Annotated in this window: 23 protein-coding genes and 1 tRNA gene; 6 read left to right on the top strand and 18 right to left on the bottom strand. The window is 61.3% G+C overall.

Annotation, left to right across the window (positions count from 1 at the left end):
- The first annotated feature begins 332 nt into the window (after positions 1-332).
- Positions 333-1,346: a D-2-hydroxyacid dehydrogenase family protein gene (locus C2L66_RS00120; protein ID WP_035987228.1), complete on the top strand. Its 1,014-nt coding sequence runs from the start codon at positions 333-335 to the stop codon at positions 1,344-1,346.
- Between the two features lie 49 nt (positions 1,347-1,395).
- Here the strand turns inward: C2L66_RS00120 and C2L66_RS00115 are convergent, their stop codons facing one another.
- Entirely contained in the window at positions 1,396-2,262 is an 867-nt protein-coding gene (locus C2L66_RS00115) for a patatin-like phospholipase family protein (protein ID WP_060599456.1), read from the bottom strand.
- Between the two features lie 54 nt (positions 2,263-2,316).
- On the bottom strand, positions 2,317-2,721 hold the full coding sequence (locus tag C2L66_RS00110; protein ID WP_035987232.1) for a PaaI family thioesterase: 405 nt from the start codon (positions 2,719-2,721) through the stop codon (positions 2,317-2,319).
- 211 nt (positions 2,722-2,932) lie between these two features.
- Between C2L66_RS00110 and C2L66_RS00105 the strand changes: the two genes are divergently transcribed.
- Positions 2,933-3,008: transfer RNA gene (locus C2L66_RS00105), tRNA-Lys, on the top strand.
- A 76-nt stretch (positions 3,009-3,084) separates the two neighbouring features.
- Here the strand turns inward: C2L66_RS00105 and C2L66_RS00100 are convergent.
- From C2L66_RS00100 to C2L66_RS00055, 10 genes are all read right to left on the bottom strand, one after another.
- Complete coding sequence (locus tag C2L66_RS00100) at positions 3,085-3,354, bottom strand: DUF4148 domain-containing protein (protein ID WP_054929389.1); 270 nt, start codon at positions 3,352-3,354, stop codon at positions 3,085-3,087.
- 169 nt (positions 3,355-3,523) lie between these two features.
- Complete coding sequence (locus tag C2L66_RS00095) at positions 3,524-4,357, bottom strand: anti-sigma factor family protein (RefSeq protein ID WP_060599457.1); 834 nt, start codon at positions 4,355-4,357, stop codon at positions 3,524-3,526.
- The gene (locus tag C2L66_RS00090) at positions 4,354-4,872 is read right to left on the bottom strand and encodes an RNA polymerase sigma factor (RefSeq protein WP_054929387.1); all 519 of its coding nucleotides are present in this window, start codon (positions 4,870-4,872) and stop codon (positions 4,354-4,356) included. The genes C2L66_RS00095 and C2L66_RS00090 overlap by 4 nt, the downstream gene beginning before the upstream one ends.
- Before the next feature lie 144 nt (positions 4,873-5,016).
- Positions 5,017-5,754: an anti-sigma factor family protein gene (locus C2L66_RS00085; RefSeq protein WP_063803349.1), complete on the bottom strand. Its 738-nt coding sequence runs from the start codon at positions 5,752-5,754 to the stop codon at positions 5,017-5,019.
- A gap of 160 nt (positions 5,755-5,914) precedes the next feature.
- Positions 5,915-6,706: an ABC transporter substrate-binding protein gene (locus C2L66_RS00080; RefSeq protein ID WP_054929433.1), complete on the bottom strand. Its 792-nt coding sequence runs from the start codon at positions 6,704-6,706 to the stop codon at positions 5,915-5,917.
- A gap of 32 nt (positions 6,707-6,738) precedes the next feature.
- A complete protein-coding gene (locus C2L66_RS00075; protein WP_060599459.1) occupies positions 6,739-7,581 on the bottom strand; it encodes a carbon-nitrogen hydrolase family protein in 843 nt (280 codons plus the stop codon).
- Positions 7,582-7,591: 10 nt separating this feature from the next.
- The gene (locus C2L66_RS00070; RefSeq protein ID WP_054929384.1) at positions 7,592-8,746 is read right to left on the bottom strand and encodes a pyridoxal phosphate-dependent aminotransferase; all 1,155 of its coding nucleotides are present in this window, start codon (positions 8,744-8,746) and stop codon (positions 7,592-7,594) included.
- A gap of 312 nt (positions 8,747-9,058) precedes the next feature.
- The gene (gene dbpA / locus C2L66_RS00065) at positions 9,059-10,450 is read right to left on the bottom strand and encodes an ATP-dependent RNA helicase DbpA (protein WP_060599460.1); all 1,392 of its coding nucleotides are present in this window, start codon (positions 10,448-10,450) and stop codon (positions 9,059-9,061) included.
- Between the two features lie 18 nt (positions 10,451-10,468).
- A complete protein-coding gene (locus C2L66_RS00060) occupies positions 10,469-10,654 on the bottom strand; it encodes a hypothetical protein (RefSeq protein ID WP_007581925.1) in 186 nt (61 codons plus the stop codon).
- Positions 10,655-11,091: 437 nt separating this feature from the next.
- Positions 11,092-12,144: a helix-turn-helix domain-containing protein gene (locus tag C2L66_RS00055; protein WP_060599461.1), complete on the bottom strand. Its 1,053-nt coding sequence runs from the start codon at positions 12,142-12,144 to the stop codon at positions 11,092-11,094.
- Positions 12,145-12,500: 356 nt separating this feature from the next.
- Between C2L66_RS00055 and adh the strand changes: the two genes are divergently transcribed.
- Both adh and C2L66_RS00045 read left to right on the top strand, forming a co-directional pair.
- Positions 12,501-14,021: an aldehyde dehydrogenase gene (gene adh, locus C2L66_RS00050; RefSeq protein WP_060599462.1), complete on the top strand. Its 1,521-nt coding sequence runs from the start codon at positions 12,501-12,503 to the stop codon at positions 14,019-14,021.
- An 80-nt stretch (positions 14,022-14,101) separates the two neighbouring features.
- On the top strand, positions 14,102-14,497 hold the full coding sequence (locus C2L66_RS00045; RefSeq protein ID WP_054929379.1) for a DUF779 domain-containing protein: 396 nt from the start codon (positions 14,102-14,104) through the stop codon (positions 14,495-14,497).
- A gap of 47 nt (positions 14,498-14,544) precedes the next feature.
- Here the strand turns inward: C2L66_RS00045 and eutC are convergent, their stop codons facing one another.
- The 3 genes from eutC to eat all read right to left on the bottom strand — a co-directional run bounded on the left by eutC (position 14,545) and on the right by eat (position 18,202).
- A complete protein-coding gene (eutC, locus tag C2L66_RS00040; RefSeq protein WP_054929378.1) occupies positions 14,545-15,336 on the bottom strand; it encodes an ethanolamine ammonia-lyase subunit EutC in 792 nt (263 codons plus the stop codon).
- Complete coding sequence (locus tag C2L66_RS00035) at positions 15,333-16,727, bottom strand: ethanolamine ammonia-lyase subunit EutB (RefSeq protein ID WP_060599463.1); 1,395 nt, start codon at positions 16,725-16,727, stop codon at positions 15,333-15,335. Before C2L66_RS00035 ends, eutC begins: the two co-directional genes overlap by 4 nt.
- Before the next feature lie 71 nt (positions 16,728-16,798).
- Positions 16,799-18,202: an ethanolamine permease gene (gene eat, locus C2L66_RS00030; protein ID WP_054929376.1), complete on the bottom strand. Its 1,404-nt coding sequence runs from the start codon at positions 18,200-18,202 to the stop codon at positions 16,799-16,801.
- 285 nt (positions 18,203-18,487) lie between these two features.
- Between eat and C2L66_RS00025 the strand changes: the two genes are divergently transcribed.
- Both C2L66_RS00025 and C2L66_RS00020 read left to right on the top strand, forming a co-directional pair.
- Positions 18,488-19,354 carry an AraC family transcriptional regulator gene (locus tag C2L66_RS00025; RefSeq protein ID WP_054929432.1) on the top strand — a complete coding sequence of 289 codons (867 nt, stop codon included), beginning with the start codon at positions 18,488-18,490 and terminating at the stop codon, positions 19,352-19,354.
- 57 nt (positions 19,355-19,411) lie between these two features.
- The gene (locus C2L66_RS00020) at positions 19,412-19,639 is read left to right on the top strand and encodes a hypothetical protein (RefSeq protein WP_054929431.1); all 228 of its coding nucleotides are present in this window, start codon (positions 19,412-19,414) and stop codon (positions 19,637-19,639) included.
- A gap of 80 nt (positions 19,640-19,719) precedes the next feature.
- On the opposite strand, the gene gyrB is transcribed toward C2L66_RS00020, so the two are convergent.
- The 3 genes from gyrB to dnaA form a co-directional block, all read right to left on the bottom strand.
- Positions 19,720-22,191 (bottom strand): DNA topoisomerase (ATP-hydrolyzing) subunit B, encoded by a 2,472-nt coding sequence (gyrB, locus tag C2L66_RS00015; RefSeq protein ID WP_054929375.1) that lies wholly within the window; start codon positions 22,189-22,191, stop codon positions 19,720-19,722.
- Between the two features lie 113 nt (positions 22,192-22,304).
- Positions 22,305-23,408 carry a DNA polymerase III subunit beta gene (gene dnaN / locus C2L66_RS00010; RefSeq protein ID WP_007581912.1) on the bottom strand — a complete coding sequence of 368 codons (1,104 nt, stop codon included), beginning with the start codon at positions 23,406-23,408 and terminating at the stop codon, positions 22,305-22,307.
- 257 nt (positions 23,409-23,665) lie between these two features.
- On the bottom strand, positions 23,666-25,240 hold the full coding sequence (dnaA, locus tag C2L66_RS00005) for a chromosomal replication initiator protein DnaA (protein ID WP_060599464.1): 1,575 nt from the start codon (positions 25,238-25,240) through the stop codon (positions 23,666-23,668).

The following is a 25,240-nucleotide window of genomic DNA, read 5'->3' as shown; positions in this document are numbered from 1 at the left end:
GGTAGAAAAAGAAAAACGGTGCTAGCCCAGCGACGCTGCAAGCGAGAGGCGATAATCGGCGCGAAGTGTTCGAAGACGCGCGATCCAGCAGTCGTAAGGGCCTTCCAGCCTGTCGCCGGCACGTTGAAACCGTCTGTAAAGCGGCTTGCGTGGACATGCAACAAACTGTTAAAAACGAGGGAACTTGCCTAGCCGTCGTGGCTCCGTCATAGCGGCTCCTTGTACGGTAAGGCATTCACAATAAGCATCATGTGGTCCAGGTCACATGATGGGACACCCGAACAAGCTCTCCGTTCCGCACCCGCATGGTGCGTCGCAAAACCATATACGCCATGAAGATTGCCATCCTTGACGATTATCAAGACGCCGTCCGCAAGCTCGACTGTTTCCAAATGCTCGCCGACCACGAGGTCAAGGTTTTCAACAACACCGTTCGCGGTCTGGGCCAACTCGCCAGCCGTCTGTCGGAAGTCGACGCGCTGGTCCTGATTCGCGAACGCACCCGCATCAGCTCGCAACTGCTCGACAAGCTTCCGCATCTGCGCATGATCAGCCAGACAGGCCGAGCAGGAAACCATATCGACATCGCCGCCTGTACGGAGCGCGGCATTGCCGTGCTCGAAGGCGTTGGCTCGCCGATCGCGCCCGCCGAGCTGACGTGGGCCCTAATCATGGCCGCGCAGCGCCGCATTCCGCAATACGTGGCAAACCTTAAGCAAGGCGCCTGGCAGCAGTCCGGCCTGAAGACTTCGGCGCTGCCGCCGAACTTCGGTCTCGGCCAGGTGCTGCGTGGACAAACGCTCGGCATCTGGGGCTACGGCAAGATCGGCCGGCTGGTGGCGGGTTATGGCAAGGCGTTCGGGATGAACGTGTTGATCTGGGGCCGCGAGCACACCCGCGAAGCGGCGCTCGCCGACGGCTATCAGGTCGCAGAAAGCCGCGAGGCGCTGTTCGAGCAGAGCGACGTGCTGTCGCTGCATTTGCGCATGCACGACGACACGCGCGGTATCGTCAAACAGGACGATCTGATGCGCATGAAGCCGACCGCGCTGTTCGTCAACACGAGCCGCGCCGAGCTGCTCGAAGAGAACGCGTTGATCGGCGCGCTGTCGCACAACCGGCCGGGCATGGTGGCGATCGACGTCTACGAAAGCGAGCCGATCCTGCAAGGCTACAGCCTGCTGCGCATGGAAAACGTGATCTGCTCGCCGCATATCGGCTACGTCGAGAAGGAAAGCTACGAGCTTTATTTCAGCGCGGCGTTCAAGAACATTCTCGCGTTCGATCAGGGCGATACGTCGAGCGTCGCGAATCCGGAAGCGCTGCAAGGCGGACGCCGCCGGTAAGTGAGAGTGCGCGGCCCTGCGCGGGCCGCAGCGCCGTTAAGTACGCGTTTCAGTCGTGCGCGGCGGCGTCGAGTAGTTCAGGCACGCGTTGTAGAAACTGCTCGCCGTCCACACGGCCGAGGTTGTAAGCGTGCTGCATCTGCGACGGGCTCGTGTAGTCCCAGCTCGAAATCGGTACTTTGCGCGACGGCTGCACGTACAGCCGCTGTTGCGTGCCGTGCGGCACCACGAACATCTGCGGACGCGGATAGATACGCGTCACCATCACCAGCACATTGCCGGGCGCCGGATCGAGCGCGCCGACGGGCACATTGTCGACCATCCCGCCATCCAGCACGGGACGCCCGTTGCGCCGCAGGACAGGCGTGAACGGCGGTGTACACGATGACTGGAGGATCAGGTCGGCGAGTTCTTCGACGCTCGCGCAATCCTGCGCGCGGACGAATTCCGGATGAAAGCCTAACGACTGGCCGAGCGTCGGATGCAGCGTCTTGCGGATGTATTTTTCGATGTTGTAGGCAATCAGCCCGGCCGCGACGGCGCTGCGCGCGCCCAGCCAGCGCGGCACGTGCGACACGCCGATGCGGATTTCCGGCGCCTTCGCCAGTTGCGCAAACTTTTCGCCGTAGATATCGAGCAGCGCCTGCCGGTAGATCCGGTAGTGTGGAAACACCGATTCGCCGCGCAGCAGATTGCCCCAGTACGCGTTCTTCGTGTTGTTGCGCAGGGCGGTCTCGTAATAGCGCATCACCCAATCGGCGTCGCGCGTGTACAGCATGCAGGCCGTGGCCGCGCCCGCGGAAATGCCCGTGATCACGCGCGGCTTGATAGCCAGTTCCGGCTGGATTACATCCCAGAATCCTGCTTGCCACCAACAGCGATTGCCGCCGCCTGCGAATACGACCTGATCGAACATCCGTTGCTTCCTTCGATTGCTACGGCGCCGTTCGCGCCGTCGACGAACGCGCGCTTAGTTGAGCAGCGCGTAAGTGGTGGTGGCGTGAACGGCCATCTTGCCGTCGTCGTCGGTCAGTTCGACTTCGCCGAACACCAGATTGCGGCCCATGCGCAGCACGCGCGCGGTGATCACCACGTCGCCTTTGCGAACGGCCCGCATGAAGCTGATATTCAGCGACACGGTGGTCATTGGTTTGAACCCGCCGAGCGCCGCTGAGATGGCGACGACCATCGCCGTATCGGCGGCTGCCATGAAGACCTGACCGCAGATCACGCCGCCGCTGTGGCGAAGCTCGCCGGAAAAGGGCAAGCGCAGCGTCGCGCTTTCATCGTCGACTTTGACGGGCGTGAGCGACAACGCGCGTACCCATGGCGCGAGCACACGATCCAGCAGTTCACGGACTTCGGTTTCGTCCATCATGATTTCCCGTTGAGGCCGCGCGGAAGGCCGCGAGGCAAGGTGTCGCGACATGATACCGGGACGAACGCCCGTGCGCTTCGATGGTGCTTTCGGTGGATTCTGGCGGTTCGGTTCTGTCTGGGGAGACTGGTGCCGAATCTTTTTTTAAGAAAATGGCGAGATGCACTTGCCAAGCAAGAAAAACTCCTGCATAATTTCGCTTCTGTTGGGGGCGTTAGCTCAGTTGGTAGAGCAGCGGACTCTTAATCCGTAGGTCGAGTGTTCGAGTCACTCACGCCCCACCAAAGAATTCGAAGGCCGGTCAAGCGAAAGCTGACCGGCCTTTTTGTTTTCCCCAGCGCCGCCGCGCGCCCAACGTCTTCAATTCCCAGGCACGGCCGCATCCGAAGCCGCCTTGGCCATCTTGTTCGCGCGTTCCGCTTTGGCGAGCGCCTGCTTCTTCAAATAGTCGACCGTGCCTTGAAACGCCGGGTTGACATCGGGATACGAAGCGTCCGTGACGAAGTTCAAGCCATTCTGTTGCGCCTCGATCAACTCCTGATACACCTCTGCGCGGGTCTTGCCTTGCGCGAAGACATTCGTCGAACCGAGTGCAGCGACGGAGACGGCCAGCAATGCGAGCATCTTCATTTCCAACTCCTTTGAAAACGTGCGGTACGCACAATGACGAACCACGCGACGCCGCAATCTATTCCCGCCTGCAAGCCAAAAAAATAAATATGGATGTCTAATCATTGAACGAAAACAAAAACGGCCGCATCCAGAGATGCGGCCGTCCACGCCCGAGCACAAAAAAGCATTAACCCGGCGTCGCGCCTGTCAACTGCGCATACACATCGTGCGCAATCTGCAGCATCACCTTGCGATCGATACCGCCCGACACCGCATAGCCAAAATCACCGTCAACCCAGTAAAACACATTCACCGGCCCTTCCTGATAGAGCTTGAACGCCGTCGTATTCGCATTCACCTTGCGATGAGAAATACAAAGCGTCACGCGCTCGCCGTTCGCGTTGTGATACATGAACTGCGCAACAGGCCCGTCGTCACCGGGCAAGATGCGGCCGCCCGCGAGCTCGAATCCACTTTTCGTAAGCATCGGCGGATGCACATCGGTGCCGAGCTTGTTCGCGAGGTACTGCACGAAGTCCTGCTCGTGGTCCTGGCCGATCTGCTCGGGACGATTGACGCTAGGCATGTACACGACGTGCGCCAACGCCGCCTTCCGCGCGAACACTTCAGAAGCATCCGCACTGACGGGCCGCGTGTTCGACATTCCCGATGACGTCACAGCCGACGGCGCAGCCACATCCTTGCCGATGTTCGTACCGACGCCAATGCCGATGCCCAGCACCAGCGCCGCCGCCATACCCGCAAACTGCGGCCAGTTCGCCGCGCTGAGCCAGCGACGCTTCTGCGGCATACGCAAACGCGCAGGCACGGGCTCGTTCAGCACGCGGTCATAGCGCTCATGGAACATATTGTTCAGCGAAAAGTAATCGCTGACGCGCGCCGCCAGCGCGGGATTCAGTTCGATCGCGCGCTCCACCTCTTCTCGGCGCTCGTCGGACAGCGTGCCGTCCACGTACGCATGAATGTCTTCTTCGCTGATGGGAGTCTGTTGATCGCTCATCGCACCACCTTCAGTTTCGCGCCGGGCTGTGCGCCCGCCATCAATGCGCGCAAGCGCTCGCGTCCACGCGAGAGCCGCGACATCACCGTACCGACGGGGATGTCGAGCGCAATCGCAACTTCGGCGTAACTCATTTCCTCTAACCCGACCAGCAAGACGACTTCGCGCTGATCAGCAGGCAACCGCTGCAACGCGAAATCGAGATCGCGCACTTCGAGCGAGCGCGCCTGCTCGCCCGACACCGCAAATTCGCTTTCGACAATGCTCTCGTCATCCACCGAAACGTGAACGGCGCGCGCCGACGACTTGCGCACCTGATTGACGAACACGTTGTGCATGATCGTGAACAGCCATGCACGCAGATCGGTTCCCGCCTCGAACATCTTCGTTCGCGTGAGCGCGCGTTCGAGCGTGTCCTGCACGAGATCGTCCGCGAGATCGCGATTGCTGATCAGCGCGCGCGCATAGCGGCGCAATCGCGGCACGTGGTCCATCAACTCGTTACGGATGTCCATTTACTCTACCCATCGAATATCGCGTGGCGCGCATTTCGCCGCGCGCGTCGCCTCTTGAAGCAGAGAACACAACCTGCTGCATTTTATTCCGCTTGTTTCGCGGAAACCGCAAAATCACGTGCGAATCGACAAGCCGTGCATTGGCTAACGGATCGTCAGCGCGTCAGCGGCGCGCATCAGACCGTGAGTCTTGGCCTTTCCGGCAAGCACATAGCGCCGGCCCTTCACCGTCCACGACAATAACCGCACCTCGCCGATGCGCTGCGCCGCCCAGTGCGGCTGGTCCGTTGCGAATGGTGCCGGAGCCGACAGCAGCACGACAGCTTCGCCATCGGCATTGCGGTAATCCAGTACGTCGATGCTCGCCAACGCGTTCGGATGACGCGTTTTCGTCGCAACCAGCTTTAGCCCTAAAGGCGCCAGATCGACCGAGTGCGGATCGTAAAGTGCAGCCTCGGGTGCAGCACCGGCTCGCTGCCCGGAATCGCGCATCAACGCCATGACAGCCGCGGCGTCGAGCATTTCCGGCGACACGCGCGCCGCAAAAAACCAGCCGGTCGCGGACAAAACCATCAGCACGATGCCCAGCAACGCGACGCCGATGCGCCGCACGAAGAACCTGCGCATCGCTGACGGGATTTCGATGGTCCGCTTACGTTCGCCATCATGTGCCTGAAAACCTTGCGGAAGCGCGCCTTCAAACGCGCTGCGCATCTGCATGTTCAACTGCCGATAGAACGCGATCCGGTCGGCCTCCCCGGGGCGCGCGCCCAGATACTTCCTTACGCGCGCGGCCCGATCCGGCGGCAGATTGCCGTCGGCAAATGCCTGCATGTCCGCTTCGGTAAGCGGCGTATCGGAAGGTGGATGGGGGCGGGACATGATCGTCGGTCGTGCAAATATCGGGCTCTTGCTGCGCTAACAGGAGCTTTGCAGGCTTTATTCCATCCGCTATCGACGATTCATTCATCAGACGTTACGCAAAGAGAAACGCGCCGCATGACGTGAGCCATGCGGCGCGTTGCGCGATGCAGCAAGGTGCTTACTTGGCCGAAACGTCGATATTGCCGAAGTATTTTTCCGCGAGCGTCTTGACCGTGCCATCCGCCTGCACTTTGGAGATGGCCGCATTCAACTGATTGCGCAGCGCCGTGTCACCCTTGCGAATGCCGAACGCCACGCCGCTGCCGAGAATCTTGTCGTCGCGCACCGCCTGACCGACGAACGCGAAGTCCTTGCCGTCAGGACGCGACAGGAAGCCCGCCTGACCCGCCGGCGCGAGCACCAGCGTCGCGTCGAGCCGGCCAGCGACGAGATCCGCGTACACCTGGTTCTGGTCCTGATACGGCACGACGGTGACGCCAGCGTTTTCCCAATGCGCCTTCGCATACGTTTCCTGGATCGACGCCTGCAACACGCCGACGCGCTTGCCTTTCAGGGACTCGGGCGTCGGTTGCAGCCCGCTATCCTTGCGCGCGATCAGTTGCGTCGGCACGCGGTAGATCACGTTGGTGAAGTCGATTGCCTGACGGCGCTTTTCCGTTGCGTTCATCGCCGAGTTGATCGCGTCGAACTTGCGGCCCTGCAACGCGGGGATCAAGCCGTCGAACGACGTTTCGACCCAGCTGCATTTGAGGTTCGCCGTCTTGCAGACCGCATTGCCGATATCGATATCGAAGCCCTGCAGCTCGCCATTCGAGCCCTTCGATTCGAACGGCGGATATTGGGCCTCGAGGCCGTAGCGCAGCGACGTCGCATCGGCGGCCATCGCCGATGCCGTCGCCACCGATGCGAACGCGCACGCCAGCATCAGCAGATTCTTCACAAGCTTCATATCGATCTCCTTCCCCTTATGTTCAATGCGGTTCAACGCACGTTCGACGGCGTGGCGATGCGCCGATGCGTGAGCACCGGCAAGCGGTTGCGCGCTTCGTCGAGCGCGCTTTGTGTCAGCGTCGCGAGTGCGATGCCGGGTTCGTCGTCATGCCGCGCGAGCACTTCGCCCCACGGCCCGACGATCATACTGTGGCCAAAAGTCCGCCAGCCATTCGAATGCGTGCCGCACTGGCCGGACGCGAGCACGAACGCCTGGTTCTCGACGGCTCGCGCGCGCAGCAGCAGTTCCCAATGCGCGAGACCTGTGGTGTACGTGAAAGCGGCGGGCACGGCGATCACATCGGCAGCGGGTTCCGCGCGATACAGCTCGGGAAAGCGCAAGTCGTAGCACACCGACAGACGCAACGTGCCGAACGGACCTTGCGCCGTGCCGATGCTGTCGCCGCCCACCATCGTGTCGCCTTCCGCGTGCTGCTCGGCGCCCTGGTTGAAGCTGAACAGATGGATCTTGTCGTAGCGCGCCGAGCATCGTCCCGATGGATCGAACACGAGCGACGTGTTGTACGCATGCGTGCCGGCCTGCGAGCCATGCGACGGCCGGATCGGCACCGTGCCGCCGATCAGCCACGCACCCGTCTCGCGCGCGAGTTCGGAAAGCGCCTGTTGGATCGGACCATCGCCGAATGCTTCGGCAAGGGCCACACGCTGCATTTCGTCATCGCCGATCCAGCAAAAGTATTCGGGCAAGCAGATGAGCGTGGCGCCATCGCGCGCGGCCTGATGCGCCCAGCGACGCGCTTCACCGAGATTCTGCTCGACGTCCGCGCTGCTGCTCATCTGCACCACGGCTGCCTTGATCGATTCCTGCATCATCGCGTGTCCCTCAGATTGAACGCAAACGGCGCGCGCCTTCGATCAGCGTCTCGTCGTCCTTCGAAAAGCTCAGCCGGATCAGGCCTGAATCCGTGCCGTCCGTATAGAACGCGGACAGCGGAATGGTCGCGACCTTCGCATCGCGGATCAGGCGCAGCACGAAGTCGCTGTCGCTTTCATCCGAGAAGCCGCGAAAACGCGCAAGCATGAAGAAGCTGCCCTCGCTCGGCAACAGTTCGAAGCGCGACTCGCTCAGCTCGCGCGCCAGCAGGTCGCGCTTGTGCTGATAGAACGCAGACAGGCCCAGATAGCTTTGGGGATTCGACAGCGCTTCGACGAACGCGTACTGCATGGGCGTGTCGGCGGAAAACACCATGAATTGATGGACCTTGCGGATCTCGTCCATCAGCGCAGCGGGCGCGAGGCAATAACCGACGCGCCAGCCCGTCACGTGATACGACTTGCCGAACGACGACACGATCACGCTGCGTTCCGCCAGCTCGCGGTGACACGCCATGCTGTGATGCTTCGCGTCGTCGAACACGACATGCTCATACACTTCGTCGGACAGAATCACGATATCCGTGTTGCGCGTGACGGCCTTCAGGCGCTCGATATCGGCGTCGCTGAAAATCGTCGCGGTCGGATTGTGCGGCGTGTTGACGATGATCATCCGCGTCTTCGGCGTGATCGCCGCGGACACTTCATCCCAGTTCACGCGGAAGTCGGTGGAAGACAGCTTGATCGGGATAGGCTTCGCGCCTTGCAGACGCACGATGGGCGCATAGCTGTCGAACGACGGCTCGAAGTAGATCACCTCGTCGCCGGGATGCACGAGCGCGCTGATCGTCGAATACAGGCCTTCGCTGGCACTGGCGATCACGGTCACTTCCGTCGACGGATCGTAGTGCACGCCGTACAGCGTTTCGACCTTCGCGGCCAGCGCTGCGCGCAAGGCGCCGATGCCCGCCATTGGCGCGTACTGGTTGTGACCGGCGCGCATGGCTTTGGTCACACCATCGACGAGCGCTTCGTCGGGCGAAAAATTCGGCGCGCCCTGTGACAGGTTCAGCGCATTGTGTTCGGCGGCCAGTTGACCGATCACCGTGAAAATCGTCGTGCCGACGTCCGGCAACTTCGAGCGGGCTTGCAAAGCGCTCTGCATGAGATTCCTCCTTCTCGCTGCAAATCGGCGGGCCACGCATCACGCGTCGGTCCCGTTCAGTTTGAACGATTAGGCAACAACGGGCGCACGAGAACAATCGAAACTTTGTCATGCGCCGTATGCGTTTCGCTCATGCGCGCCGTGACGGTAGACGAGGCGGACGATTGACACAAGCGTGCGCGCCCTTCTGCCGCAATGCGATATGCAGATGGCGGCGGGGCATTCCCGCCGCCATGAAAAGGAGTGATGCCTTCGCCTTCCGCTTAATCATCTGACGTTTGCCTTGCAAAACACAAAAGGCGAAAACAGGGTTCACTCGTCCATCAAACGCACTTTCACCTTCTTGCCCTTGACCTTGCCCGCGTTGAGTTTGCGCAGCGCGTCACGAGCGATGCCGCGCTCGACGGCGACATAAGTCGAAAACTCCGTCACGTTGATCTTGCCGATCTGCGTACCGTTGAAACCGGCGTCGCCCGTCAGCGCGCCCAGCACATCGCCGGGACGGATCTTTTCCTTGCGGCCGCCGAGAATCTGCAGCGTCTCCATCGGCGGCAGCAGCGGCTCGTTGCTCGCCGCCTTCAGCTCGGCCAGTGGATGCCATTCGACATCACGCCCTTGCGCCTCTTCGATGCCGCCCACGCGTCCCATCTCGTTCATGCTCGCGAGACTCAGCGCCCAGCCCTCCTGATCCGCGCGACCCGTCCGGCCGATGCGGTGCACGTGCACTTCCGGATCAGGGGTCACGTCGACGTTGATCACAGCTTCGAGCTGCGCAATGTCGAGCCCGCGCGCGGCGACGTCGGTTGCGACGAGCACCGAGCAGCTGCGGTTCGCGAACTGGATCAGTACCTGGTCACGCTCACGCTGATCGAGCTCGCCATGCAGTGCAAGCGCATGAAAACCTTGTGCGCGCAAGACGTCGAGCAGATCGCGACACTGGTTCTTCGTGTTGCAGAACGCGATCGTGCTCACGGGGCGGTAGTGATTCAGCAACTGGCCGACGGCATGCAGACGCTCGTCTTCCGTGACTTCGTAGAAGCGCTGGCGGATCTTGCTGTCGTCGTGCCGTTCTTCGAGCTTGACGTCCTTCGGGTTGCGCAGGAACTGCTGGCTCAGTTTCGCGATCCCCTCGGGATACGTCGCCGAGAACAGCAGCGTCTGCCGCTCTTTCGGACATTGACGCGCGACCTTCGCGATATCGTCGAAGAAGCCCATGTCGAGCATGCGGTCCGCTTCGTCGAGCACGAGCGTGTTGAGCGCGTCGAGCGACAGGCTGCCGCGCTCCAGATGGTCCATGATCCGCCCCGGCGTGCCGACGACGATATGCGCGCCATGCTCGAGACTCGCCGTCTGCGGACGCATGGGCGTGCCGCCGCACAGCGTCAACACCTTGATATTTTCTTCGGCGCGCGCGAGGCGCCGGATTTCCTGTGTCACCTGATCGGCGAGTTCGCGCGTCGGGCACAGCACCATCGCTTGCACCGCGTAGCTGCGCGCGTCGAGCCGCGCCAGCAATGCGAGCGAAAACGCCGCGGTCTTGCCGCTGCCCGTTTTCGCCTGCGCGATCAGATCCTGACCGGCCAGCGCGATCGGCAAACTCGCTGCCTGAATGGGCGTCATTTCGACGTAGCCGAGTTGCGTGAGATTCGCGAGTGCCGCTTCGGAAAGGGGCAGTTCGCTGAAGGGACGAGACTTTGTTGTCATGTCGATGTCGATGTTGGCTTAGTTGTACGGGCGACCTTCGATCTGCTCGTAGACGATCGTGCCGTCATCGGCATCGAATCGTTCGACATAGTTGCGCGCGCCGCACATCGGGCAGCGAAACAGCAAACCTTGCCCTTCGTTCTTGATGACGACGTCGGACAGTTCCCACTGCGCGCCGCAGCTTTGGTTGATGCAAGTAAACACGGTGATCTCCAGCTTGGGTCCTCCGCGCGACGTCTTCGTACGCGCAGAGGCCTTTTGATAATAGGTTTACCTGTATGTATACGTAGTAACAGTTAACAAGCGAACTGCTTTTCTGTGGATAACACAGGTTTACCGAAACGAATCAGCGTTTTGCCGGACGCATAACCGCATGTGCTCGGTGTGCGTACCGGATGAAGTTCGACGAACAACTTTTTTCGCTCGTGCGCGAGCGTCGAGTTACCCCGTTTACGTCCACATCGATTCCACACGCGTTCCGCCCCGCTGTCCTTGCGGTTATCCACAGGTCGCTGTGGACACCTTCATTCCGGCCGCTATGCGTGTTGTTTCGTCGATGAGGATGGTGGGTCGGGCGGCGAGACAAGGCCGCGCATGCCGCAATTCTAGCGGATGCGCAAAAGCGGCCGGCCGATGAGGCGCTAGTGAGCCAGCGGCGCGCTGGCGGTAGCGTGGATCGTTTTCAGCGTTTCAGAGGGACGCACGCCGAAAAGCTTGCGATAGTCGGTGGCGAACTGGCTCAGATGCCAGAAGCCCCATGCAGCCGCGACGTCCTGCACGGTCCGCTCGCCGGGCGCCGCGTCGCACAGGTCACGGCGTGCGCCGTTCAGACGGATTGCGCGCAGATAGCTCGCCGGTGCGAGGCCCAGCACGTCCTGAAAGCAGTATTGCAGCGTGCGGCGGCTGACGTGCAGACGCTCGCAGAGTTCCGGCACGCCGATGGGACGGTCGCGATTCGCGAGCACGTAATCGCGCGCCTCGGAAACGATCCACTGCCTGCGCGGGCGGGCAGGAATAGCGACGGGCTCTAGCGACGCCGTCGTGCACAGCTCGAACAGCGAAGACAGCACCGAGGCTTGCAAATTGCGCCGGGCTCGTTCTGACAGCGCGGCGTTAGCCGCGTCGTCGAGCATGCCGGCGAGGAGTGCGCAGAAGCGCGACTTGTTTTGCGTATCGATGGGAATGATGCCGGTGTGCGCAGCCTGGCCAATCGCAGCCCGACCGATCGCGGCCCGACCGATCGCGGCCCGACCGATCCGATCGGCGTGCTCGACGAATTCCGCATGCCGGTGCAGCACCTCGCCGCGCACCACTACGCCGAAGATCGCGTAGCCCCCGGGTGTCAGCAGCTCGAACTCGACGCCGCCGCGCTGAAAGGCAAGCGAATCGCCGCCGATCGGTTGCGGGCCAATGCGGCCGACACGTTGGTCGTCGGCGGGAATGCCGAACCAATAGGCGTCGGACGGCACTTCGCAGGTCTGCCGCAGCGTCTGGCTGGTCGTCTCGCAGAACACGTGCATGTCGTCGAGGTGCAGACCCGTCAGCCTACCGACGAAGCGGCCCGCCGTGAGCTGGTCGTAGGTCTGCGTCCAGCCGTGAAGATTGCGCGCCTGTTCGTCGGCATCGTGCGCGACGCTCGTTTCGAACCGGCAGGCAGCCATTCGCGGCAACGGAGAAGAAAGGTCGGTCGTCATATGGGGCGTCGATGATGAACATGCACCTGCATGTGACATTGAACTAACGAGCGCAAAAAGACGCAAGTCCCATGCCGATCGGATCATGACATCCTGCGCGGAGGCCGCGCGCCGCCCTGTTCATTCGGTGAACACTCGCGTTTCGAACTGCTCATGGATGCAACGTCATCCAGATGCTCACCCGCGCTCAAAAAAGGACGTGCATCGCGACAGTGCCGCGTGCACCGGCATTGTCCAGGCTCGCACGCATGTTGGCACGCTTCTGGCGATAAGCACACGCGGCAGCGGAATAGCGCCAAGCCGGGTGATATATCCAATCGAATACATCGACGTCCGATCATGTGAGGAGCACACAGATGAATCACGCAGAGATGAAGTTTCTGACAACCGAGTTCCCGTTCAAGAAGCAGTACGCGAATTTCATCGGCGGTGAATGGGTGAAGCCGGTTGGCGGCGAGTACTTCGACAACGTCTCGCCGATTACGGGCGAACCGTTCACGTCGATTCCGCGTTCGCGCGAAGCCGACATCGAACTTGCGCTGGACGCCGCGCATCGCGCGAAGGCGGCCTGGGGCAAGACGTCGACCACCGAGCGCGCCAATATTCTCAACAAGATCGCCGACCGCATGGAGGCGAACCTGCAGCGCCTCGCCGTCGCCGAGACGATCGACAACGGCAAGCCGCTGCGTGAAACGATGGCGGCCGACATTCCCCTCGCAATCGATCACTTCCGCTATTTCGCGGGCACCGTGCGCGCACAGGAAGGCGGCATTTCGGAGATCGATCACGACACGGTCGCGTATCACTTTCATGAGCCGCTCGGCGTGGTCGGTCAGATCATTCCGTGGAACTTCCCGATCCTGATGGCCACATGGAAGCTCGCGCCCGCGCTCGCGGCAGGCAATTGCGTCGTGCTGAAGCCCGCGGAACAGACGCCCGCTTCGATTCTCGTGCTGCTCGAACTGATTCAGGATCTGCTGCCGGCGGGTGTGCTGAACGTGGTCAATGGTTTCGGTCTCGAAGCGGGCAAGCCGCTCGCGTCGAACAAACGCATTGCGAAGATCGCCTTCACGGGCGAAACGACGACGGGCCGCCTGATCATGCAGTACGCGAGCCAGAACATCATTCCCGTGACGCTGGAACTTGGCGGCAAGAGCCCGAACATCTTCTTCGCCGACGTGCTCGACAAGGACGACAGCTTCTTCGATAAGGCACTCGAAGGCTTCGCGATGTTCGCGCTGAATCAGGGCGAAGTCTGCACCTGCCCGTCGCGAGTGTTGATCGAAGAGTCGATTTACGACCGCTTCATGGAGCGCGCGGTGAAGCGCGTCGCCGCCATCCAGCAGGGACATCCGCTCGACTCGAAGACGATGATCGGCGCACAGGCTTCGCGAGAGCAACTGGAAAAGATCCTGTCGTACATCGATCTCGGCAAGCAGGAAGGTGCGCAATGCCTGATAGGCGGTGAGCAGAACAAGTTCGACGGCGAACTCGCGAAGGGCTATTACGTGAAGCCGACCGTGTTCCGCGGTCACAACAAGATGCGCATCTTCCAGGAAGAAATCTTCGGGCCTGTCGTTTCCGTCACGACGTTCAAGAACGAAGAAGAAGCGCTGGAGATCGCCAATGACACGCTGTATGGCCTCGGCGCCGGCGTCTGGACGCGCGACGGCACGCGTGCCTATCGCTTCGGTCGCGAGATCCAGGCAGGCCGTGTGTGGACGAATTGCTACCACGCGTACCCGGCGCATGCGGCATTCGGCGGCTACAAGCAGTCGGGCATCGGACGCGAGAATCACAAGATGATGCTCGATCACTACCAGCAAACCAAGAATCTGCTGGTCAGCTATAGCGACAAACCGTTGGGCTTCTTCTGAGCGTTGAGCTCCTGTTGGGCGGATCGCGCGATGCGGTTCGCCCTTTTTTCCCAGCGGATCAAGCCAAAAGAGGAAGCGCGATGAGCGAAGAAGGCGTTGCGCGTGTCGTGGCAACGGATGCGGCGGTCAAGCTGATCCGGCAGTTGAGCGCCGAGCACGGTCCGATTATTTTCCATCAGTCGGGCGGATGTTGCGACGGCAGCGCGCCGATGTGTTTTCCGTCGAATGAATTCATGGTCGGCGGATCGGATGTGAGGCTCGGCGAGATTGCAGGCGTGCCGTTCTATATGAGCGAATCGCAATTCGAGTACTGGCAGCACACGCAGTTGATCATCGATGCCGTGCCTGGCAACGGCGGCATGTTTTCACTGGAGCGGCCCACGGGTCTGCGGTTCCTGACGCGCTCGCGCCTGTACAGCGATGAAGAGAATGCGTGGCTCGAAAAGCACCCGGTGAGCAAAGCCGACGCTGTTTGATGTCGATGTGTCGAGTGCCCACACGCTGCGTGCGTCTGGGCACTTTTCTATTTCTTCGAGGCGTCGGGAATAGCGGGCGCAGCTTCTTCGGCATGAAGCAGCGCGTCGCTGTCGTCCTTCAAGCCGACGCCTGTCAACCCCAGACGACGCGCATGCGTCAACAGATAGTGCAGCTTGTGCGCCGCGGCTTCGTAATCGAGTCCTTCAGGCCGCACGTTTGAAATGCAGTTGCGCTGCGCGTCGCTGCATCCCACTTTCGGCGCATACGTCAGATAGACGCCGAGACTATCCGGCGAACTCAGCCCCGGCCTTTCGCCGATCAGCATCACGACGAGCTTCGTTTTCAGCAACTCACCGATCTCATCGCCCAGCGCGACACGCGATTGACGTGCAACGATCACAGGTCCGATCTTCCAGTCGGCGAGACGCTTCGTGATCGCTTGCAGGAGTGGAATCGATTGTTTCGACGCGGCGAATGCAGACAGTCCATCAGCGATCACGAAGACGACGTCGGGTGCATCATTGGTCGCCGCCGTGCGTAGCGCGTCGCGGCTCTCATCGGACAGGCGCCGTCCCATATCCGGACGCCGCAAGTAATGCGCGCGATCCGGCGCGGCGCTATGCACGTCGAGCGACACGAAGCCGTGCGCGCGCAGCTGTTCGTGCAGGATGTCGGCGTCGAGAGGATGGTGCACGGCATCGCGCGCCTGCGCATGCGACAGATTGAACGCGAGCAGCGGCGCAGTCGGCAGACTGTTGCCCGCGCGGCCCAAGGCGATGCGCGCATTCGTGAAGGCCCGCAACGCCTGCCACGCATTCTTTTCGATCGAATCGCTCATGCGATGCCCATCCATTCGCTCGCGCCTTCGAGCAACGGCTGTCTGGTCGGCGCATTGAGCAGCGCACCGCGTGGATCGGTGATCTGCATCGACTCCAGCCATTCTTCGAACTCGGGCGCGCGGCGCAAGCCGAGTACGTCACGCACATAGAGCGCGTCATGGAACGACGTGCTCTGGTAATTCAGCATCACGTCGTCCGCGCCGGGAATGCCCATGATGAAGTTGATGCCCGCGACGCCAAGCAGCGTCAGCAGATTGTCCATGTCATCCTGATCGGCTTCCGCGTGATTCGTGTAGCAGATGTCGCAACCCATCGGCACGCCGAGCAGCTTGCCGCAGAAGTGATCTTCAAGGCCCGCGCGCGTGATCTGCTTGCCGTCGTACAGATACTCCGGGCCGATAAAGCCGACCACGGTATTCACCAGAAACGGATTGAACTGGCGCGCGACGGCATACGCGCGGACCTCGCAGGTCTGCTGATCGACGCCGTGATGCGCATCCGCCGACAGCGCACTGCCCTGCCCCGTCTCGAAGTACATCACGTTGTTGCCGACCGTGCCGCGCTTGAGCGACAACGCCGCGTCATACGCTTCCTGCAGCAGCGCAAGCGAGATGCCGAAACCCGCGTTCGCCTTCTCGGTGCCCGCGATCGACTGGAACACGAGGTCGACGGGCGCGCCCTTCTCGATTGCCGCAATCGTGTTGGTGACGTGGGTGAGCACGCAGGATTGCGTCGGCACCTGATACCGCGTGCGGAAGTCGTCGATCATCATCAGCAGCTTCGTGATCGCGGAAAGACTGTCGGACGCGGGATTGATGCCGACCATCGCGTCGCCGCAACCGTACATCAGGCCGTCGATCATCGAAGCGGCGATGCCCTTCACGTCATCCGTCGGATGATTCGGCTGCAGACGCACCGACATGTGACCCGGCAGCCCGACCGTGTTGCGAAAGCGCGTGATGACAGGCCGCTTGCGCGCCGCGAGGATCAGATCCTGATTGCGCATCAGCTTCGACACGGCCGCGACCATCTCGGGCGTGAGCCCTTTTGTGATGCGCGTGAGCGCCGCCGTATCCGTCGAACTGGACAGCAGCCAGTTGCGAAACTCGCCTACCGTCAGATGCGAAATCTCGGCGAAGGCTTCAGGCGAATGCGTATCGACGACGAGGCGCGTGACTTCGTCGGTTTCGTAAGGAACCAGCGCTTCGTTGAGGAAGGTGCGCAGCGGCACGTCGGCGAGCGCCATCTTCGCGGCGACGCGCTCTTCCTCGCTCGCCGCCGCGATGCCGGCGAGCTGGTCGCCGGAACGCAGCGGGCTCGCCTTCGCCATCAGCATCTTCAGATCGGCAAAACGATAGGTGCGGCTGCCGATTGTCTCCGTGTAGCTCATGTCGTGTACTCCATCGCCGCTGCTGCTGCTGCGCGGCTTGTTGCAGGTACGCCGGTGCTTCTACAGCGTGGTCATTCTTCGAGCAATGCATCGGCGGGCGCGACTTCGCGTTGATGACGGGTCATCAGGAAGTACCCGTAGCCGAGCGCGATGAACGCGGCGAACACCAGCGCGACGAGCAGATTGAAGTAGATCATCGTCGCCAGCGAAATCACTGCGGCCACCAGCGCGAACGCCGGAAAGTACGGAAACAGCGGCGCGCGGAACGGACGCTCCATGTTCGGGTCGGTACGGCGCAGCTTGAAGAGCGACAGCATGCTGATGATGTACATCACGATAGCGCCAAATACCGACATCGTCACGATGTTCGCTGTCAGCGTCTGGCCGCCGAACTGGATCAGTTCGTCGCTATAGATCGCGGCGATGCCGACCACGCCGCCCGCGAGAATCGCGCGATGCGGGGTCTTGAAGCGCGGATGCACTTTCGACAGCCACTCGGGCAGGTAACCCGCGCGCGCCAGCGCGAAGATTTGCCGGGAGTAACCGAGGATGATGCCGTGGAACGACGCGACGAGGCCAAACAGGCCCAGCCAGACCAGCATGTGCATCCAGCCGCTGTTTTCGCCGACGATGAATTTCATCGCTTGCGGCAGCGGGTCGTTGATGTTGGAGAGCTTCGTCCAGTCGCCCGCCGCGCCCGCGAACACCATCACGCCGATAGCCAGCACGACGAGCGTCAGGATGCCCGTCACGTAGGCGATCGGGATGGAGCGCTTCGGGTTCTTCGCTTCTTCGGCGGCCATTGCAACGCCTTCGATCGCGAGGAAAAACCAGATCGCAAACGGAATCGCCGCGAACATGCCGTGGAACGAGCCCATGCTGAACGTATCGGAACCGGCCCAGCCGCCCTTCGCGAAGTTCGACCACTGGAAGCCCGGCGACACGACGCCCATGAACACGAGCAACTCGAAGATCGCGAGCAGCGTCACGCACAACTCGAACGCCGCCGCGATCTGCACGCCGACGATATTCAACGCCATGAATACCAGATACGCGCCCATTGCCGCGTGTTTGGGTTCGAGGCCGGGAAACTGCACATGCAGATACGCGCCGATCGCGAGTGCGATCGCGGGTGGCGCGAACACGAACTCGACGAGCGTCGCGGCGCCCGCGATATAGCCGCCCGTCGGACCGAACGCGTGGCGCGCGTAGGCGAACGGGCCGCCCGCGTGCGGAATCGACGTGGTGAGTTCGGTGAAACTGAAAATGAAGGTCGTGTACATCGCGGCGATGAACAGCGCGGTGATCACGAAACCGAGCGTGCCGGCGCTCGCCCACCCGTAGCTCCAGCCGAAATACTCGCCGGAGATCACGAGCCCGACGGCGATGCCCCAAAGCTGCCAGGTGCCGAGCGTCTGTTTCAGTTCGTGATGCGTAACGGCGCCTTTGTGCTGGGTTGTCGACTCTGATTTCATCTGAGGCTCCCTTGTAGAAGTTGCCGGCGAACCGGCCCGCATGCGCGCTCCCCGGAGCGGTCCTTTCAGCAGCGGCATCTGGCGATGGTAGGAAGCCATTAATCGAGGTGTTATCGAAAATCGGCAAAGATTCGCGCTGGATTGTTTCTTCGGCTTCGTCGAGTCGCGGTTAAGGAGATGCTGAATATGCCCGGCGATTGACGGGCAGTAACCGCGAAAATCCGCAGGATTTGGTAAATCGCCGCGTGCTATCGTGTTTTCATCGATCCTCTTCCGATGCTTGCCATGAACGATATCGGCCATCGCGCGCACTATGCCGCGCGGCTCGCGCGGGTGCTCGACCATATCTACGATCACCTCGACGAGCCGCTCGATATCGACCGGCTTGCCGGGATTGCGTGTCTGTCGCCGTATCACTGGCACCGGATCTATCAGGCGATGTACGGCGAAACGGTCGCGACGACCGTGCGCCGGCTGCGGTTGCATCGCGCGGCGGGCTTTCTTGCGAATGGGTCGATGCCGATTGCCGAGATCGCCGGCAGGTCTGGCTATAGCAGTTTGCAGTCGTTCACGCGGACGTTCAGCGCCGTTTACGGCATGCCGCCCGCGCTGTATCGGAAGGCCGGGACGCACAGCCGGTTCCGGCCGTCACTTGCGGATTCAGGAGGATGCCAAATGACGATGAGAGATGTGGTGATACGCGATATCGACGGCTTCGACGTGCTGAGCGTCGATCACGTCGGGCCGTATATGCAGATCGGCAAGGCGTTCGATACGCTGATGGGATGGCTGGCTTCCCGTGGACTGCTGTCGAACGAGATGCGGATGATCGGCATTTACTACGATGACCCGACGGCGGTCGCCGAGGGTGAACTGCGGTCAAAGGCAGGTGTGTGGCTGCCGCGTGCCGTCGATGTCTCGGGAGATGGGCTGGTGAGCGTCACGTCGATCGCGGGCGGCCGGTACGCGGTGTTGCGGCATAAGGGGCCTTACGCGGATATGGCGTCGGCGTATCAATGGCTCTATGGCGAGTGGCTGGTGAACTCGGAACACGAGGCCGCCGACGCGCCAGTATTCGAGGAGTATTTGAATAATCCTAAGGAGACCGCGCCGGCGAACTTGCTGACGGATATCTGCTTGCCGGTGGTTTAGGAATGGATCGTGCTCGAGGATTCTGACGTTCTGGTGCGGTCCGACGTGAGGGCGTGCATGAAGCGGTATCGGGATTTGAGCGGGCAGTCGGGCGTCGTGGCTTACGAGGTATCCGATGATGCCGTCACCGTGAAGTTTCGTGACGGGGACGTGTATCGGTACGACTATGCGACGACGGGACGGCGGGAAGTCGAGGAGATGAAGCGGCTCGCCGTGGCGGGGCAAGGTTTGTCGACTTATATCTCGCGGGTCGTGAAGGATCGGTACGCGCGCAAGTGGTCTTGAGATTGTTCCGGCGATAAAAAAACTCCAACCGGAGACGGTTGGAGTTTTTGATGGTGCCTAGCTGATTTGGCTCGGGACGCTCAAACGTCGATATTCCCCGCCCGCAACGCATTGCTCTCGATAAACGCGCGACGCGGCTCGACTTCATCACCCATCAGCGTCGTAAAGATGCCATCCGCTGCAATCGCATCTTCGATCTGCACGCGCAGCAAGCGACGCACGTTCGGGTCCATCGTCGTTTCCCAGAGCTGTTCGGGATTCATCTCACCAAGTCCCTTATAGCGCTGCTTCGAAACGTTCCGCTCGGCATCGGCGATCAGCCATTTCATCGCGCTCTTGAAGTCGCCGACAGCCATGCTCCGCTCGCCACGCTTGATCACAGCGCCCTCGCCGATCAACCCCTTGAACGTGTTCGCCGTGTTCACGAGTTGCTGATAATCCGCCGTGAGCTGGAACTCTTCGTCGATGACACTGACCTTCACATTGCCGTGATGACGACGCTCGACGCGCAGCGAACGCAGTTCGCGCACGGGATCGTACATCGGGATCACGTTAACCTCGGGCTTGAGCGGATCGTCGCGCAGCTTGTCCTGGAGCGCGACGGCCGATGCCTGCGTCGACTGTTCGCTCGACAGATCGATCGTCACACCGTCCATGACCGCGCCGAGGGCCGCTTCGTCGTACAACCTGCTCAGACGATCCACGACTCCCTGCGCCAGCAGATAGGAACGAGCAAGCTCGCCCAGCGCATCGCCTGAGATCGGCGTCGTGCCTTCTGACGGAATCAGTTCAGACCCGTTGAGAGCCAGACGCAGCATATGCGCGTTCAACTCCGCCGTGTCCTTCAGATAACGCTCGTCCTTGCCCGCCTTCACCTTGTACAGCGGCGGCTGCGCGATATAGATATAGCCGCGCTCGATCATCTCCGGCATCTGACGATAGAAGAACGTCAGCAGCAGCGTACGGATGTGCGCGCCGTCGACGTCCGCGTCGGTCATGATGATGATGCGGTGGTAACGCAGCTTCTCGAGGTTGTAGTCTTCCTTGCCGATGCCGCAGCCCAACGCCGTAATCAGCGTGACGATCTGTTCCGAGGACAGCAGCTTGTCGTAACGCGCCTTCTCGACGTTCAGCACCTTGCCGCGCAGCGGCAGAATGGCCTGGAATTTTCTGTCGCGGCCCTGCTTTGCCGAACCGCCTGCCGAATCACCCTCGACGATGTAAATCTCAGACTTGGCAGGATCTTTCTCCTGGCAGTCCGCAAGCTTGCCCGGCAACCCAACGCCGTCCAGCACGCCCTTGCGTCGCGTCATTTCACGCGCCTTGCGTGCCGCGTCGCGAGCACGCGCGGCATCGACGATCTTGCCGCAAATGATCTTCGCGTCGTTCGGCGTTTCCAGCAGGAATTCTTCGAGCGCCTTCGCGACCACGTCTTCCACGGGCGCGCGCACTTCCGACGAAACCAGCTTGTCCTTCGTCTGCGAGCTGAACTTCGGCTCGGGCACCTTCACCGACAGCACACACGACAGCCCTTCACGCATGTCGTCGCCTGAGGTTTCGACCTTCGCCTTCTTCGCGATTTCGTGGTCGACGATGTACTTGTTGATCACACGCGTCATGGCCGCGCGCAGACCTGTCATGTGCGTGCCGCCGTCGCGCTGCGGAATGTTGTTCGTGAAGCACAGCACGTTTTCGTTGTAGCTGTCGTTCCACTGCATCGCCACTTCGACGCCCACGCCGTCCTTCTCGCCGACGATATGGAAAATGGTCGGATGCAGCACAGTCTTCGTCTTGTTGATGTACTCGACGAAGCCCTTCACGCCGCCCACGAATGCGAAATCGTCTTCCTTGCCCGAACGCTGATCGGTGAGACGAATCCGCACGCCGTTGTTCAAGAACGAGAGTTCGCGGATGCGCTTCGCAAGAATGTCGTAGTGGTATTCAACGTTGCCGAAGATCGTCTCATCGGCCATGAAGTGCACTTCAGTGCCACGGTTTTCCGTATCGCCGACCACGGGGATCGGCGACAGGCGTTCGCCGTCCACTTCTTCGATCACGCGGTTCTGCGGCACGCCACGGTGGAACTCCATGAAGTGCTTCTTGCCGTCACGGCGCACGGTGAGGCGCAGCCACGACGACAGCGCGTTCACGCACGACACGCCCACGCCGTGCAGACCGCCCGACACCTTGTAGCTGTTCTGGTCGAACTTGCCGCCCGCGTGCAGTTCGGTCATGACGATTTCAGCGGCGCTGCGCTTCGGATCGTGCTTGTCGTCGCGCTTGACGCCTGTGGGAATGCCGCGGCCGTTGTCGGTCACGGAAATCGAGTTGTCGGCGTGGATGATGACCTGAATGTCGTCGCAATGACCGGCGAGCGCCTCGTCGATCGAATTGTCGAGCACCTCGAACACGAGGTGATGCAGACCGGTCCCGTCCGATGTATCGCCGATGTACATACCCGGCCGCTTGCGCACGGCCTCCAGACCTTCGAGGATCTGAATGGACGAGGCGCCGTAGCTGTTATCGGGTTGCGAATTGTTCGTATCAGTCATGGATTTCTTCCGGATCTGCGTTACTGCTTCGTTACTGCTCGGAGCTTTTCAAAACACCATAAAAACACCAAAGGGGCGCTGCGCCCCTTGATGTGTTCTTCGTGTCGGATGCGTCAGATGCGCATCGGCATCACCACGTATTTGAACTCGTCGTTCTCGGGAATCGTGATCAGCGCGCTCGAACTCGCGTCGCCGAGGCTGATTTCCAGCAGGTCGACCTTCAGGTTCGCGAGCACGTCGAGCAGGTACGTGACGTTGAAACCGATGTCGATGCTGTCGCCCTGGTAGGGGATTTCGAGTTCTTCCTGCGCCTCTTCCTGGTCGGCGTTGGTGGACATGATCTTCAGCTGGCCCGGCTCGACGATGCAGCGCACGCCCTTGAACTTGTCCGACGTGAGAATGGCCGCACGTTGCAGCGAACGTTGCAGCTCTTCGCGGCCGATCACGAACGTGTTCTTGTGCGACTTCGGAATCACGCGCTGGAAGTCGGGGAACTTGCCTTCGACCAGCTTCGACACCAGCTCCACGCCGCCGAACGTGAACTTGACCTGCGTGGGCGCGATGTCGATCTTGAGAACGTCGTCAATGTCCTCGAGCAGACGCTGCAGTTCGAGAATCGTCTTACGCGGGATGATGACTTCCTGGCGGGCGAACGAACCCTCGATCTTCATCGACGAAAATGCGAGGCGGTGACCGTCCGTCGCGACAGCCATCAATTGATCGCCATCGACCACCAGCAGCATGCCGTTCAGGTAGTAACGGATGTCCTGCTGCGCCATCGCGAAGTGGACCATGCCGAGCAGCTGGCGGAATGTCTTTTGGGGAACCGCGAGGTTCGCGCCGAAGTCTTTAGCTTGAGCGACGGTCGGGAACTCGTCGGCCGCCAGCGTCTGCAAGGCGAAACGGCTTTTGCCGGACTGGACGGTCAGGCGTTTGTCGTTCAGGGTCAGCGTGACCTGCCCGTCGGGCATCGCGCGCAGAATGTCGAGCAGCTTGCGTGCCGCCACCGTCGTGGCCACCGAATCACCGCCGACACCGAAGTCGGCGCGCGTGGTGATTTGCAGTTCGAGGTCGGTGGACAGGAACGAGACGTCCGGGCCGTTCTTGGTAATCAGCAAATTGGCGAGGATCGGCAACGTATGACGGCGTTCGACAATGCCGCTCACGGTTTGCAGCGGCCTGAGGAGGTTATCGCGTTCGGTCTTGACCAGTTGCATAGAGTTCCTTCGTTGATGTGACGGCCTGCGCGCCTTGCCCAGCAGTATTGAAGCGCGCGGCCCCGGCCCCCCGCCGGCGCGGTGCTGCGCCAGTCACGGCATTTGAATCCCGCCCGCTTTTGCCGGACGGTTAAACCTGTATTGTGCCTGAAAATGGAAGCACTTCCCTAAATTGGGGGTGGCTTGCGCAATAAACAGATCGAATTTTCCGACCAGTTCGAGGAAACCTTCGACCCGATCCGCCCCCCTTACCGCGCTCAACCCTTCAGCGTCTGCTCCAGCACGTGGAGTTCGTGATTGAGCTGCGCGTCCTTGCTGCGTTCGTCGGCGATCTTGCGCACCGCGTGCAGCACCGTCGTGTGGTCGCGCCCGCCGAACAGCTCGCCGATCTCGGGCAGGCTTTTCTGCGTCAGTTCCTTCGCCAGATACATCGCAATCTGGCGCGGACGCGCGATATTGGCCGGGCGCTTCTTCGAATACATGTCGGCGACCTTGATGCTGTAGAAGTCGGCGACCGTTTTCTGGATGTTTTCCACCGAAATCTGCCGGTTCTGCACCGTCAGCAGGTCTTTCAGCGCTTCCTTGGTCAGTTCGATCGTGATTTCGCGGCCGTGGAACTTCGAGTACGCGAGAATCTTGCGCAGCGCGCCTTCCAGTTCGCGAACGTTCGAGCGCAGATGCTTCGCGACGAAAAACGCGACATCCTCGTTCAGATTCACGCCTTCCGATTGCGCCTTGCGCATCAGAATCGCGACGCGCATCTCAAGCTCGGGTGGTTCGATTGCGACGGTGAGGCCGGAGTCGAAGCGCGAAATCAGACGGTCGTCGATGCCTGAGATTTCTTTCGGATAAGTGTCGCTGGTGATGATCACCTGCGCCTTGTTCGCAACCAGCGCTTCGAACGCGTAGAAAAATTCTTCCTGCGTACGCGACTTGCCGGAGAAGAACTGAATATCGTCGATCAGCAGCAGGTCGAGCGAATGGTAATAGCGCTTGAAGTCGTCGAATGCCTTGCGTTGATACGCCTTCACCACGTCCGACACGTACTGCTCCGCGTGGATGTAGCGGATGCGGGCGCCGGCTTTGTCCATCAGCAGCTGGTTGCCGATCGCGTGAATCAGGTGGGTCTTGCCAAGGCCCACGCCGCCGTACAGGAACAGCGGGTTGTACGAGATGCCGGGATTGTCGGCGACCTGGATCGCCGCCGCGCGCGCCAGCTGGTTCGCCTTGCCGGTCACGAAATTGTCGAAGGTGAGCACCGGGTTGAGCTTAGAACGCTCGTACATCGAGTCGTTTTCGCCGCTCGCGGCTTGCGCGGCCGCGCCCGGACGCCACGTGCGGCGTGCAGCCGCGGCTTCGTTCGCGTCGAGGCTCGGGAGATCGAGGTCGGCGGCATCGTCGGTCAGTTGCGCGGCGTGCGCGTGCGCGCCGAGGCTCGCCATTGCACCGCCTGCGCCCATACCGCCCGCCCGTGCCGCGTGGGCAGCCTGCACGGCGCCGACTGCCGCATCCACGGCTGCGGCGGCGCTGCTCGCACCCACGGACGATGGCCGCGCCGGCGCGGCAGGCGCCGGACGCACGCCGGCTTTGGGGTCGAGGACGAACTGGACGTCGACGGGGGAATGCCAGAAATCACGCGCGAGATCGGTGATGCGGCCGGAAAACTGGCTCTTGACCCAATCCAGCTTGAAACGGTTCGGCGCCGCGATGCTCAGGGTATTCGCATCGGCGTCGAAGGCGACCGGGGCCAACGGTTTGATCCACGTCACGTACTGCTGGGGCGTCAATTCACGCTCCAGCAATGCGGAACAGTGTTGCCAGAATTCGTTCAT

Origin of the sequence: Paraburkholderia caribensis (genome assembly GCF_002902945.1) — a bacterium.
Taxonomy (GTDB): Bacteria; Pseudomonadota; Gammaproteobacteria; order Burkholderiales; family Burkholderiaceae; genus Paraburkholderia; species Paraburkholderia caribensis.
Note: the sequence above shows the minus strand (reverse complement) of the source record. Positions and strands in the feature narration are given on the sequence as shown.

What these genes read in the sequence shown, in the direction of transcription:
- C2L66_RS00120 (WP_035987228.1), top strand. Translation starts at nt 333, where the DNA reads ATGAAGATTGCCATCCTTGACGATTATCAAGACGCCGTCCGCAAGCTC.
- C2L66_RS00115 (WP_060599456.1), bottom strand. Translation starts at nt 2,262, where the DNA reads ATGTTCGATCAGGTCGTATTCGCAGGCGGCGGCAATCGCTGTTGGTGG.
- C2L66_RS00110 (WP_035987232.1), bottom strand. Translation starts at nt 2,721, where the DNA reads ATGGACGAAACCGAAGTCCGTGAACTGCTGGATCGTGTGCTCGCGCCA.
- C2L66_RS00100 (WP_054929389.1), bottom strand. Translation starts at nt 3,354, where the DNA reads ATGAAGATGCTCGCATTGCTGGCCGTCTCCGTCGCTGCACTCGGTTCG.
- C2L66_RS00095 (WP_060599457.1), bottom strand. Translation starts at nt 4,357, where the DNA reads ATGAGCGATCAACAGACTCCCATCAGCGAAGAAGACATTCATGCGTAC.
- C2L66_RS00090 (WP_054929387.1), bottom strand. Translation starts at nt 4,872, where the DNA reads ATGGACATCCGTAACGAGTTGATGGACCACGTGCCGCGATTGCGCCGC.
- C2L66_RS00085 (WP_063803349.1), bottom strand. Translation starts at nt 5,754, where the DNA reads ATGTCCCGCCCCCATCCACCTTCCGATACGCCGCTTACCGAAGCGGAC.
- C2L66_RS00080 (WP_054929433.1), bottom strand. Translation starts at nt 6,706, where the DNA reads ATGAAGCTTGTGAAGAATCTGCTGATGCTGGCGTGCGCGTTCGCATCG.
- C2L66_RS00075 (WP_060599459.1), bottom strand. Translation starts at nt 7,581, where the DNA reads ATGATGCAGGAATCGATCAAGGCAGCCGTGGTGCAGATGAGCAGCAGC.
- C2L66_RS00070 (WP_054929384.1), bottom strand. Translation starts at nt 8,746, where the DNA reads ATGCAGAGCGCTTTGCAAGCCCGCTCGAAGTTGCCGGACGTCGGCACG.
- dbpA (WP_060599460.1), bottom strand. Translation starts at nt 10,450, where the DNA reads ATGACAACAAAGTCTCGTCCCTTCAGCGAACTGCCCCTTTCCGAAGCG.
- C2L66_RS00055 (WP_060599461.1), bottom strand. Translation starts at nt 12,144, where the DNA reads ATGACGACCGACCTTTCTTCTCCGTTGCCGCGAATGGCTGCCTGCCGG.
- adh (WP_060599462.1), top strand. Translation starts at nt 12,501, where the DNA reads ATGAATCACGCAGAGATGAAGTTTCTGACAACCGAGTTCCCGTTCAAG.
- C2L66_RS00045 (WP_054929379.1), top strand. Translation starts at nt 14,102, where the DNA reads ATGAGCGAAGAAGGCGTTGCGCGTGTCGTGGCAACGGATGCGGCGGTC.
- eutC (WP_054929378.1), bottom strand. Translation starts at nt 15,336, where the DNA reads ATGAGCGATTCGATCGAAAAGAATGCGTGGCAGGCGTTGCGGGCCTTC.
- C2L66_RS00035 (WP_060599463.1), bottom strand. Translation starts at nt 16,727, where the DNA reads ATGAGCTACACGGAGACAATCGGCAGCCGCACCTATCGTTTTGCCGAT.
- eat (WP_054929376.1), bottom strand. Translation starts at nt 18,202, where the DNA reads ATGAAATCAGAGTCGACAACCCAGCACAAAGGCGCCGTTACGCATCAC.
- C2L66_RS00025 (WP_054929432.1), top strand. Translation starts at nt 18,488, where the DNA reads ATGAACGATATCGGCCATCGCGCGCACTATGCCGCGCGGCTCGCGCGG.
- C2L66_RS00020 (WP_054929431.1), top strand. Translation starts at nt 19,412, where the DNA reads ATGAAGCGGTATCGGGATTTGAGCGGGCAGTCGGGCGTCGTGGCTTAC.
- gyrB (WP_054929375.1), bottom strand. Translation starts at nt 22,191, where the DNA reads ATGACTGATACGAACAATTCGCAACCCGATAACAGCTACGGCGCCTCG.
- dnaN (WP_007581912.1), bottom strand. Translation starts at nt 23,408, where the DNA reads ATGCAACTGGTCAAGACCGAACGCGATAACCTCCTCAGGCCGCTGCAA.
- dnaA (WP_060599464.1), bottom strand. Translation starts at nt 25,240, where the DNA reads ATGAACGAATTCTGGCAACACTGTTCCGCATTGCTGGAGCGTGAATTG.